Origin of the sequence: Streptomyces carminius (assembly GCF_002794255.1) — a bacterium.
GTDB classification, from domain to species: Bacteria; Actinomycetota; Actinomycetes; order Streptomycetales; family Streptomycetaceae; genus Streptomyces; species Streptomyces carminius.
Window position 1 is genome coordinate 1 of sequence record NZ_PGGW01000050.1, and the last position, 12,180, is coordinate 12,180.

The following is a 12,180-nucleotide window of genomic DNA, read 5'->3' on the forward strand; positions in this document are numbered from 1 at the left end:
CGGCGACGAACGCCAGGACCGGACGGCAGCCGCCCGCACCCGCGCCCTCCTACGCGTCGGCCGCACGGCCCGCACGGCCCGCACCGACCTCCCCGCCACCCCCAACGCCCCCGACACCACCGCCCCCTGCCCCGACAACCTCACGCTCCTGGTCCACACCCACGCCCCGCCGCCCCGCCTGCTGATCTTCGGCGCGGTCGACTTCACCGCCGCCCTCAGCCGGGCCGGACGCTTCCTCGGCTATCGCGTCACCGTCTGCGACGCCCGCCCCGTCTTCGCCACCCCGGCCCGCTTCCCGGACGCGGACGAGGTCGTCACCGACTGGCCGCACCGCTACCTGGCCGCCACCGAGGTGGACGCCCGCACCGCGATCTGCGTCCTCACCCACGACGCGAAGTTCGACGTACCCCTGCTGCGCCTGGCCCTGGGCCTGCCCGTCGGCTACGTGGGCGCGATGGGCTCCCGCCGCACCCACGCCCGCCGCCTGGAACTGCTGCGGGAGGCCGGCGTCCCGGATGACCAACTCACCTTGCTGCACTCACCGATCGGCCTCGACCTCGGTGCCCACACCCCCGAGGAGACGGCGATCTCCATCACCGCGGAGATCATCGCCCACACCCACCAGGCCCCCGCCCGTCCCCTCACCCACACCACGGGCCCGATCCATCGCCTGGCCCCGACGCCCGAGGAGCTACACCCGATCCCGCAGCCCACATGACCACAGCCCTCTTCCGGCCTCAGTGCTCGTGCTTTCCGCGAGTGATCTACTGAGCATTTTCAGCGTTGCCTCTCCACGGTGAGGACGGCTTTGGTGATGACGGCCATGAGGTTGGGGCTGCAGCGGGCGCGTCGGAAGATCCGCCAGGACTTCAGGCGGGCGATTCCGCGTTCGACGGGTGCCCGGGCGGCGGACAGGGCTCGGTTGACCGTCCGCTCGGTGGGGGTGAGTTCGCCGTTGGGCGGGCGGCGCTTTGCGGTGGTGACCCAGTCGCCTGCACCGAGGTAGGCCATGTCGGCGAGGATCGGGACTCCTTGGCGTTCACAGATTCGGATGATCTTGTGGGTGCGGGCGGCCGTCAGGTCGTGGGTCCGGCCCGGCAGTGCCGGCGACAGCCAGAGGATCTCTCCGGCGGGATCGGTGACGACCTGCACGTTCACGCCGTGCCGCTTGTGCTTGGAGGAGTAGTCGGCTCGTCCGTCGCCGACCCGGTCGCACTCGGCGAGGGTGCCGTCCAGGAGCGCGTACTCGGGGTCCGTCTCCCGCAGGGTTTTCAGCAGTCCCGGTGCCTTGTCCGCCAGGTGCCGGACGACGGTGGTGACGTAGGCGTGGGCGGTGCCGACGGATACGCCGAAGCCTGCGGCGATCTGCGCGAGCGTGTCGTGCCGGCGGAGGTAGACCAGGGTGACGAGAGCACGCTGGTGGGGCGGGAGCTTGCAGCGGCGGTCACCCTCACGGGTGACGATGAGCATGGTTACCCACTCGACCAGGGCGTGAGGCAGGTCGAGTGCGGCAGGATAGGGAACCAACGAGGCTCCTGCGCTGATGAGTTGAGACGTCGAACACCTCTCTCAACGGCACGGGAGCCTCGTGCGTTGCGGGCAGCGGCCTCGTCACCCGTTCGGTGGCCACGCTGAAAAGGCTCACTGAGTCAGCTCGGCCAGCCAGGCAAGGCAGTCGTTTAGGACTGCGGCATCAAGCGCTTTGCCACTCGTGGACTGGCAAAGCAAGCGCGTCTTCGATGGATGAAGCATGGCGGGTCCTGTTTAGCTCCCGTCGTAGGCTACCTGCACTCGTATGGTGCCCTTGGCCGTATGCAGGAGGGCGTCGCCCTGTCCGGCTAGAGCTTCGGCTCCGGTCTCGTCCAGAATGATGCGGCTGTCGGTCGCGGTCTTGACCCGAAGGGCGAGTTGGGCAGGGAAGTTGGAGCGGATGGTCGTCGAGATAACGTCTGCGCTCGGGCGCTGCGTGGCGGCGATGACATGAATTCCCGCAGCGCGGGCTTTCTGCGTCAGACGCTTGAGCAGCGCCTCGATTTTCTTCTTCTCCTCTGGATCGCTAGTAAGGTCGGCATACTCGTCTAGGACGATGACGATCCAAGGCTTTCGTTCCGCTTTGTCGACCTTGGCGTTGTACTCGACGAGTTTGCGTGCACGAATCGCCTTCATGTCCTTGTAGCGCACGGCCATCTCTTCGACGGTTTCCTCAAGGATCTCGATAGCATCGGCGGCGTCCATGCCGATCATGCCGTCAAGGTGAGGGTCGTCCTCAAAATCGACGAGTTCGGTGCCCTTCGGGTCCACGAGGCGGAGTCTCAGGGTGCTCTTGTCGTACCGGATCAAACCTTTAAGGATCGTGTCCAAGGCGACGGATTTTCCTGATCCGGTAGTTCCCGCCACCAGCAAGTGTGGTGAGTCCGCGGAGGACAGGTCGATGGCGACCGGTTTTCCTTCGATGTCGGCGCCCAAGGGGGCAATGAGGCTCTCAGGGTTAGCTGGGCACTGCTGCCACAATGCCTTAGCGTCGACACCATACTTCTCGTCATCGATTTTAGGGATTTCGAAGAGCACGGAGCCGCGGTCGCTGCGAGTACGAATGCTGAAACCGGAGGGCAATTCCAAGGCCAAAAAAATCTCGTCGCGACGATTGGTCAGTTTTTCCACCGTGACGCCGGGATGAGGGACGAACCGGAAGATGTAGAATCCTGGCCCTTCCTGCCACGCGCCGATCTCGGGGGCGGTAACCACGACCCGGTGAAGGTCGAAGACATCAACAACCTTACGGTATCGAAGCCTCAATTCCTCCTCGCCGATCCCACCGCGATGAGCACTTGGAGTGACAGAATCTTCCTTTGCTGCGATGCGACGGGCAACTACCTGATCCGATACAGTCGCCGGAGCGGTCCCTCCGACGACCTCAATAGATGCGGCCGGCTCGCCCGAAGCAGGAATTTCAGTGGAAGCGTTTGCTGAGGGAGGCTTTGCGACAGTGTTTTGAAACCTCTCTGTCCCACTGAGGTCCCCCGAAGAGACAAGGGGGTCAGCATTGGTGGGGTCCTGGTTGGCACGCAGAGCGCCGATAAGATTCAGCAGCTCATGTTTGTTCAGCCTCACCAGGGTGTGCTTGCCGAGTTTTCTGATCTCGGGGGCTGGCTGGTCGTCCTCAGCTGAGATGGCCACGGCAACGCCGGAGACTTGACCAAGCTGAACGTCTGCGGAGCGCAGGGCATCAAGGATCTTCGCTTCGACCTGACGGTGGTCGCTTTTGCCTACTATGGCGCGAGCTGGAAGTTCTGAGGCCTGCAGGGTGTTCCCACTGGTCTGAGCGATCGCGGCGGCAAGCTCGTCCAGCCAGAAAGGACGGTCGTGGCGAGCCTCGTCACCTGAGCGGAAGGCATCCTTGCACAGGTCGGTGGTGCGATTCAGCTGCTCTTCGGCCGAGCCGACGTCGAAGGTCTGGCGGAATTTGGACTCGGCGACCAGAACATCCAGGCGAACTATGCCATCGTCTTGGATAGTCAGTACGAACCGCCCTAGATCGGCACGGGTTTTGTGCCCGCGACCGAACCAACGGTGGTGCTCGTCAAAGCTAATCCAGGTGACCAGGCTCGTGCCCTGCCGAGGGATGGGGAACTGCTGATCGATGACAAATCGAGTGGCTACCAGGCCGACGACTTCGTTGACCGTGGTGCCGATACCGAGGGAGCGCAAAACGGCGCCAGGAGCCACGTTGCGGCCGACCTCGTAAATCCGCTTGGCGGTGCCTTCGGAGTCCTGCGGGATGACGACACCGATCTGCTCCAAGCGGCGTTGCAGGCGCTGGACGACGAACTGTTGGCCGGTCTGCGAGCTGACAATGAGGGTGTACGACTCGTTCTTTCCGACACTCGGTTTGACGAGAATGACGTCAGGGCGGTTGTGCAGGGCATCGATCTGTTCACGGCCGATGAAGCTATCGAGGGTGACGACCCAGTGGGCCACGCGGTGCAGCTTGGCGAACAATTCCTGATGCTGGTGGAACTGCACCTGCATTTCGAAGTAGTCGATGCTGTCGACACTCTCCCGGGAGACTGGAGAACGGCGATCGTAGCGCACGCACAAGGTGGACCAAGACTCAAGAGTCTCATCGGCGGTTTCGGGTAGCAGCGCTCTCACGACGTTCTCACTAGTCTGAGCCAAGTTGTGTGAGGCCGGATGCTTCCAGGGGTTAAAAAGGCCCGACAAGGATTCCTTCTTGGTGCTCTCCTTGATACTGGTCTGAGTACCGAACAGCGCTGGAGCTAGAGCGAGATCTATGGTGTCTTCCAGGGTGTCTTCCAGCCCTGACAGGTCTGCTTTCTGGTCGGGATCCCATGTCTGCAGGATGAGTTGAACGTCGGGCAGGAAGCTGTCCTCGGACATCTCCGCGCCGGAGAACTGTAGGTCGAAACCCTGGATGATCTCGTGGTGGGTGGTCTGGGGAGCCAGCACGACCAAGTCAACCTTTAGACGAGAGTTCTTGGCACGTACTTGCTTGGCCACGCGCATGGGTAGGACGGGGTCGCCGTTGCGGTTCAGAAGCAGTACACGTAGGCCGTCAAGCTTGTGAGGGTAAGTCGTCAGATAGTCGGTGATAACGCGGACCATCTCATCGATCGCGGTCTCGTCGACACTGGAGAGCCATTCCTTGGACTCGTTGCCGCCATGGCGGACCGGGGCATACTCTTCGTGTCCGGCCGATTCTCGCATCGGAATGGCGATCGTGCCACCCGGTCCGACGAGGACTGCCGGTGTTCCGTGTGGGGAGATGCGATCGATAGCGTCGAAAAAGAGATCCTCGTTCTCCTGATTGAGGCTCAGGCCTCCCTCTCTGTCCAGGGCGGTCTTAATGCTGCGAGCGATCTCTGTGTAGTTCCGTGCCAGCCATCGCAGCTTCAGTGGATGGGTGGCCAGCATCATCATGCGGTGATCGGCCAGCCCGACGACGTCGGTCAGGACGACGGCCTTAAGGTCTGCGTCCGGGGAGTTGTCGGGAATCAGGGTGGTGCGAGCTTCGCGGAGAATTTCTTCCCACTCGCGTACGTAATCGTTAACTTTCCCGGCATCAAGCCCTTCGGAGAACCTCTCAAAGTGCTTCCTCTTGAGGTGTTCCAGCTGGCCAGCAAAATTAGTTTCGCTGATAGGTGCAGGCTCGTCGACCTGCCATTGTCGGGGGTCGCTGAACTTCTCAAGGAAGGTGTCGAAAGTCAGATCACTGGCATGGCCAGGGGGGTTCCTCCAGCTGCTGTTGATGAGGGCTGCCAAGGATATCTGCCCGGGGATTCCCAGGGGGTCCCAGCGAAAACGTCGCTGGGCGACGCCATCCATCTCGACCAGGATGCGCAAAGGAGCCCACTCAGTGTTCAGGTCGAACGGCTCGTGGGTTTCTTGGGCCTCCAGCAGGGCTGGTTTCGTTACGTTCAGCAGGCAGTCTTTCACCTCCAGAGTCAGGCGAAGCCCGGTTGATTCCTGGATGTCACGCAGGGTGCGTGCGTACAGGAAAGCAAACAGCCAGCGACTCCATTGCCCGGCTTCCTGGTTTCCTTCAAGCCCGACCACGACGGAGCCTTCCTCTTCGTCGGAGAAGTAGGTCAGCTCGCGCAGCAGGGCACGCAGCGGGTCTTGGACGAACTGAGAGTCCGGGAAGGCAAGCTTCTCAACTTTGCGACGCGAGCGCTTGGACAGCAGGTCGGCCAGCGATTCAGCGCAACCAATGGGAGCCTCGTCAAGGAAGCGCTGTGCGGATTCCTGGTCTCCGCGGTTAAGTGCCTCTTCGATCATCATGGAGTCGAAGTCGTCGACCCGGTCTGAGGCCTTCTTCTCGATCTCTTGCCGGATCTGCTGCCCAAGGCCGATCTTTTTGGACTTCTGCTCAAAGACCTCAAGCCAGAGGGTCAGATCCTGCTCACAGCGCAGCTGACGACGATCCTGCAGGATCGTCCCACTGCGGTTGAGGTTGAGTACGAGGTTGCGCATGCGGGTTTTAACAGTCTCTGGCTCCGCTCCGATGTGAGCCAGGGACTCCTCGCTGAACTCAGCCGTGGCGATGCGGTCTATCAGATCTTCCGCGGTGATCTCCTTGCCGGCGGGCTGTTTGAAGGCACTGACGCAGACGTTCTTCTTGATTCGGGCAGGCAGCGCAGCAGGCTTGACGAAAAGGTTTCGGTCCGGGAATAGACCAAGAGCGGGCAAGGCTGCAGAAATCGCGGTACGGACGGTGTCAGACGTGTGGACCCGAGCTGCTACGACCTTCTGTGCCGTCTCGACCAGGAAGGCTGCCCAACGATGCAAGGACCGGGGATCTTCATCGGTGACTGCGCGCCAGATCTCTGGCATAGAGCCAGCCATCAGAGCCGGAATGGTGCCGCTGCCACCCACCTCCCGCCATACCTCTGCCATGAACCTGCTGAATCCGTGCTCGCCGGAGTTGTCATGCCGGACGCCCAGGATTGTGGCATCGTCAAGGGCGTTCATGGCCGCTAGGCCCTGTGCGTCCGGAGTCCGCCCCCACTCGAACAGCAACACCGCCATGCCCTGCACAGAATTCCGCCACTTGGTCAGCTGGTCCCCCCGGTCCAGCAGGAACTCATCAGGCACGCCGTTGATCTGCTCTGAGGTACCGACCTTGACGACAACCTGAAGCTCCGGTGACTCCGAAAGCCTCTGAGCTGTGCGACGGAGGGCCTCGGCCACAGTCGGCTGATCGAACCCGCTGACGCGCAGGCCGACACGGGTCCCGCTGGTCTCAGTGACCTTCCGCAGTGCTTCATTGGCGACGAACCGGCCGAGCGCTCGGATGCTGCTGTCGGTCACCGTGGCTCCCCTCGAACCATGCTGGTTGCGTCTGAATACTGAGTGAGTAGATTGATAGCGGTCAGCTTCTCTCGGAACGCCTTGCCGTTGTGGACAAGTATCGACGAGTCGATTTCATGGGCCAACGGACCCTCAGCCGCGACCTTGTTTTCCGCTACTAGGCCGTAATCTCTGTACAGCAGCGCACAGAACTGGTCGAATTCCATTTCCGTGCCCTGCGGGATGGTGGCGGATACCAGTGCTTCAAGCATCGAGGGCTTCATAGTGAAGTGTCGGCGCCCGGCTGTTGCGTTCAGGGCTCCTACAGCGGCGAGGGTCTCGCTGAAGAATGCCTGGGGCGATGCGACCGCCTTACCGTTCGCCTTGATGAATCGCTCGTATCGGCGCTTCTTAGCCTCGTCACCTTCGGATTTGTTGATCATTTCCTGGGCCTGGATGTTGATCGCGTTGGCGATGTCGTTGCGGAAGCTGGCGAGACTGTTCTGTGATTCGCTGCGCAGCGGATTCGCCTCATTTCCGAAGTCCAAAAGAATCGACTCACCATCGATGAAACCCAGCCTCCTGCGCGCGAGGTGAAGTTGGTGGCGGGCCAGGCAATAGGGGACCCAATGCATGAGGTTCTCGGTGCGCTTGGCTCTGGGCGTCGTAGCCCGGGCAACGATGTTAAAAACCCCATTCCTCAGGAGGGCAGGCCACGGACTGAGGTCCTCATACAGATCAATGTCTCTTTCTGAATCGTCTTCGTATGGCTCTTCGTCGTAGTCGAAGTCGTGGGCGCTAAGGGCTTTGGCGAGGTTGCCCAGCGGGGTGCCGCTGTCTTGGACGAGATCGCCAAGGCCCTGTTGGGTAGCTGCCTTGCGGTCAGGATTAGTGTCGCTGCGCAGGGCTTTGTAGGCCCAGCCCCCACCATCGCGGAAAAGATAGCGCTCGATGCTCGGAGCCTTGATCCTGGCAGTTAGTTTGCTGGCCTGCTCGCGCTTCTTAGGGGAGGTACCGCGTTGATGGAGCTTTCGGTCGACTGCGTCGTAGTGGATGAGCTCGCCGACGAACGGATAGATGTGCGCCCCGAACCAGCTGGGCTGACGGCGGCGCCCTGGGATATCGACCAACAGGGACGAGAACAGGGCATGGAGTGTCTCCAATGTTTCGGGAGAGTCCAGCTCGACCGCTTTACCGAGTTCTTCGTCGCCTTCGGCGATGGAGGATTTGGTTGCGATCCGCCGAGCCAGGTCGTGTGAGGTTCTCTTGTATGCAACCCTGTCTCCGTCGTCCAGAAGACCTGCATACTTCTGTGGGTTTTCCTGATGTGCCAGGTAGACGCCGCGGGCGATCGCGAGCATCTCAAGCGCGACGTAAAATCCGCGTCCTTGCTGTTCAAGATTCACCCCGAAGAGACGACGGACGACCTCTGCCTTGGAACGATCAGCCACTACACCCGCACCGACCTGATCTTGTCGCCGACGTCGATCATAAGCTTTCTCATGACGTTGCCCACCAGTACCTGAATCTCGTCGTCCTTGTTCGACGAGTCAGCCAGCTCTGCCAGGGATCCGCTCAGTCCGCGGATCTCGGCCTCATGCTGAACCTCGCTACGCAGGCCTGCGGCCCACCGCGTCAACAACTCGAAGCGCAGAAGATCCACCTCAACCGAGACTGCGGCCTGATCAGGGGCGACGGCTGGGATACGGATGTAGATCAAGCGGTTGAGCCACTCGACAGCTTTCTGCATCTCCGGGATGTCGCCCGTGCGGCCTTCCTTCTGCCACTGGGTGACCTGGTCGACTACCTCAACGCCCTTGCTGGATACTCGCCGAGAGATCACGGCTGCGCGGGCGCGATGGGCGAAGAAGGCCGGGTCAAGCACGAGGAAGTCAGGGTTGCTCCCAGCTCGGTGGATACCCTGGACGGCTTCCAGGCCCTTGAGGAAGCGGTCTCGCACTGTGGTGTCTGCTGGGTCACCATTCTTGTTCTGGACACTGACGAAGTCGTCGCCGGCCTGCAGGCCCATGCGGGCGAACCGGTCCTTGTTGTCAATGCTGTTGAAGAAGTCAGCACGTCGCAGGAACGTATACAAGCCCCGCAGCTGTTCGGCCTGTTTCTGTGCGTCCCGGATCGTACGGGCCTTCTGCAGGTAACTTTTGGGGTCCTCAGGAGGGAAACGGCTGACTGTGTCCGGGTCAAGACGGTCGTCAACCTGGCGACGAGATACCTTTCCCGGGTCTAGCTTGCGCAGTGCGAAAAAGGCGGGAACCCGATGACGTTGTTGCTGGGTCAACCGGTCACCGAAAAGCGCCTGATGGTACAGGTGAGGTGCCTGCCACAACCTGTTCGAGCGCGACCACTGGTACTTGGCATGAACGTTTTCACAAGACAGGCCGCCTGTAAGCATGTAGCTGGTCACTGTAAGCGCTTGGCGGGTTGTAACTACGGCTCCGGTGCGCTCGGCTGCGGCGAAGAGGTCCCGGATTGCGGCCCGGCGCTGAGGCCCGTGGGTTGCATCGTTCAACTCGTTGCGATTGGCCAGAATTGGGCAGATTTCCTGTGCATCACAGGTTTCACAAGGCTTCCACCGCGACCATTTCGGAGTCGTCCACTGCCTCAGCACCCAAGGGACGAAGCCACCATTGGGACCTTCAGCCGCTACGGACTGGTAATTGAGGTTGATGACAATGACTGTGTCATCAGGGTTGCTGACCCGCCCGCGAGCAATGCCCTCCGTGAGGGTCTTCACCAGAATCTTGGCGCGTCCTGTGCCGCCGTTGTCGAGGTTGTCGTCTTCAGCGACACATTTACGTAGCTGGCCCTCGTTTGCGCAGATAATCGCGACGCCATTGTCTGGAGGGTCGAGTAGCTCCACGAGCTTGCGGGCGCCCGCCTGCGCATTGAGTTCGCTGAGATCCCTCAGGATGTACAGTGGACGCTTGCTACGGGTCTGGCCGAGGGAGCGGCTGGCGTCGCCAGCCTCGGTCAATTTTTTGAAAACAGCCTTTTTTCGAACATCTGACGATACCGTCTCGCTGTCGACCCACAGCTTGGCCAGGAGGCTGGCACACAGACTCGTCTTGCCATGCCCAGCGTCTCCGGTGAGGACGATGGTTTTCGTGGTCGATTCCTCTATGGCCCTCAGCAGGTAGTCCAGCGTTGAGACGGGGAACAGTGACTGCGTCCGGTCTGCCTGTTCGTAGATCATCTCCGAGGTGTCGACATCGAACGGCTGGTAGCGACGTATCCGTTGGACGTGTTTGTTGACCTCTAGTGGCATGCTGCTGTCCTTCGTCGAGCGAGCCGGGGGCGCTGCAAAAGTCTAGCTGCCAGCGCTCCTGCTGGTAGGTTAAATTCGACCCAAGGGGTTGCCGCGTTACTCAAGCGGCACGGCTGGAGCTACCAGGTGCCGGCCCGCCGAGCAGTGGAGCGCGACGAGGTGGCGGTCGGCTGGGTGAAGGAGATTTGGCTCAGCGTGGAAGAACCGTGGCGGCGCTCAATACCTGGCTCGTCTTCGACGACGAGACCGATTTTTCGACGACGCCGCCAACCGCCCGCACCCGGTCTCGCCACGACCACACTCCCGTCGTGCACGTGCGAGGTCGCTCCCCCGCAGGTTATCCGTCGCCGTTTCGACCCGCTACAAAACCGGCAAACGCTCCCAGTTGATCTACCGGTTCTGCCCCGACGGATGCAAGAGCTTCTCCCGGAGGGTACTACCGCAACCTGACCCAAACCGTGCACCAGTGACTCGGCGACCTGATCGTGCTGCTCTGGGACATCTTGAACACCCACGTGACGGCCCGTTGATCAAGAGCCCTCTCACCCCGGCCAAGGGCACCTGGTAGGTGCTGCGACGTATCACCACGGCCAACTGCGTTTTCGCCGACCCGCACAACCTGATCGACCACTGTCCGGCGGGGCCTACACCACTCTTCGGTACCGCCGCGATGTCCTCAACGGCTGCCTCACCGGTACCGGCCTCCGACCCCAGCCACCATGATGACATCATGCTCTGAAAGTCAGTAGGTATCGGTCTACCGCGCGCGCTCACCCTTGATCGAGTACGATGACCGCTCGTTCCCGCCGGTTCTACAAGCAAGCGCAGATGGGGGGTCACACGTGGGTGAGCAGCACCCCTTGCGGGCCAAGCGGCGGCCGAAGTTTGAGGAGGGTGTCGTCTCCCTGCGAGTTGTGGACCTCTTCGCTGGCTGTGGTGGCCTCACTCTCGGTATTGCCCAGGCGGCACACAAGTGCGACGTCTCGCTCGATGTTCGTCTCGCAGTCGACTTTGAGGCAGCTCCCACCAAGGTCTTCAAGGCTAACTTTCCTAAGGCTAACGTTCATAAGGGGGCCGTCGAGTCCTACTTCGACGGTGATCTCGGCGCCTCGTTGACCGCTCAAGAGGCCGAGACTCTCTCCATGGTGGGTGAGGTGGGGCTCTTGGTCGGAGGGCCCCCATGTCAGGGGCACAGCAATCTCAACAACCACACTCGCCGTAACGACCCCAAGAACCGACTGTACCTGCGTATGGCTCGTGCCGTGGAGGTTCTGCGCCCCCGTGCAGTCGTCATCGAGAACGTGTTGTCCGTCGTAAATGACAAGCAGCAGGTGGTCTCCCGCGCTGTCGTTCACCTGAAGAAGCTTGGGTACGATGTCGCCACCAGTCGTATCGACCTACTCAAGCTCGGGGTCGCCCAAACACGTAAGCGCCATATACTGCTGGCCGTTCGCGAAGACGCGCTCCCTTTTGGTTTTTCGGCTGCTGATCTGCTGCAGATCGAAGACCACAACGTCATACCCCGTGACCTGCGTTGGGCAATTGGTGACCTGCTTGAGGTGCGGCCGAAGTCCTTCTTTGATGAAGCTGCTGTACCCAGTGCGGATAACCAGCGGCGCATGAAGTATCTCTTTGAGAATGACGAATATAATCTTCCGAACGAAGAGCGCCCCGAATGTCATCAGGGAAAGCATAATTACACCTCAATGTACGGCCGTTTGTGGTGGGACCGTCCAGCTCAGACTATTACCAGTGGTTTCGCGACGATGGGTCGTGGGCGGTTTGTCCATCCTGGCGTTCCCCGGTGCCTGACCGCCCATGAAGCCGCGCGCATCCAGGGTTTTCCGGATTATTTCAAGTTCGTTGACGAGAGGGCCAAGCCTCGCTATGAGCTGACTCGCACTGAGGTTCAGGTCATCATCGGAAACGCCGTGCCTCCGCCTCTGACCGAGGCGCTGACCTCCAATCTTTTCGACGCTGAGGTTCTACAGGCAAAGGGCGACGCCCCCCCATCGCTTGAGGACGACTTCGCTGCGTCTACTGTCGACCTCGCCTGCTAAGCCTGCAAAGGGCTACTGAACTTGATTGGG

Annotated in this window: 6 protein-coding genes and 1 pseudogene; 3 read left to right on the forward strand and 4 right to left on the reverse strand. The window is 61.2% G+C overall.

The genetic code is table 11. From position 1 onward, the window contains the following. Positions 1–718 (forward strand): XdhC family protein (locus CUT44_RS14410; RefSeq protein WP_199185710.1); only part of this gene is annotated, 718 nt, incomplete at its 5' end. Positions 719–777: 59 nt separating this feature from the next. On the opposite strand, the gene CUT44_RS14415 is transcribed toward CUT44_RS14410, so the two are convergent. From CUT44_RS14415 to CUT44_RS32755, 4 genes are all read right to left on the reverse strand, one after another. Further along, complete coding sequence (locus tag CUT44_RS14415; RefSeq protein WP_100201776.1) at positions 778–1,527, reverse strand: transposase family protein; 750 nt, start codon at positions 1,525–1,527, stop codon at positions 778–780. Between the two features lie 237 nt (positions 1,528–1,764). Then, complete coding sequence (locus CUT44_RS14420; RefSeq protein ID WP_100201777.1) at positions 1,765–6,828, reverse strand: FtsK/SpoIIIE domain-containing protein; 5,064 nt, start codon at positions 6,826–6,828, stop codon at positions 1,765–1,767. Continuing rightward, the gene (locus CUT44_RS14425; protein WP_146252198.1) at positions 6,825–8,258 is read right to left on the reverse strand and encodes a hypothetical protein; all 1,434 of its coding nucleotides are present in this window, start codon (positions 8,256–8,258) and stop codon (positions 6,825–6,827) included. Before CUT44_RS14425 ends, CUT44_RS14420 begins: the two co-directional genes overlap by 4 nt. Next, complete coding sequence (locus CUT44_RS32755; RefSeq protein ID WP_146252199.1) at positions 8,258–10,090, reverse strand: hypothetical protein; 1,833 nt, start codon at positions 10,088–10,090, stop codon at positions 8,258–8,260. The genes CUT44_RS14425 and CUT44_RS32755 overlap by 1 nt, the downstream gene beginning before the upstream one ends. A gap of 90 nt (positions 10,091–10,180) precedes the next feature. Between CUT44_RS32755 and CUT44_RS35045 the strand changes: the two are divergent. Both CUT44_RS35045 and CUT44_RS14445 read left to right on the forward strand, forming a co-directional pair. Continuing rightward, positions 10,181–10,540, forward strand: a pseudogene (locus tag CUT44_RS35045) (winged helix-turn-helix domain-containing protein); the annotation flags it as partial. A gap of 392 nt (positions 10,541–10,932) precedes the next feature. Continuing rightward, complete coding sequence (locus CUT44_RS14445; protein WP_158239593.1) at positions 10,933–12,150, forward strand: DNA cytosine methyltransferase; 1,218 nt, start codon at positions 10,933–10,935, stop codon at positions 12,148–12,150. Positions 12,151–12,180: the final 30 nt, after the last annotated feature.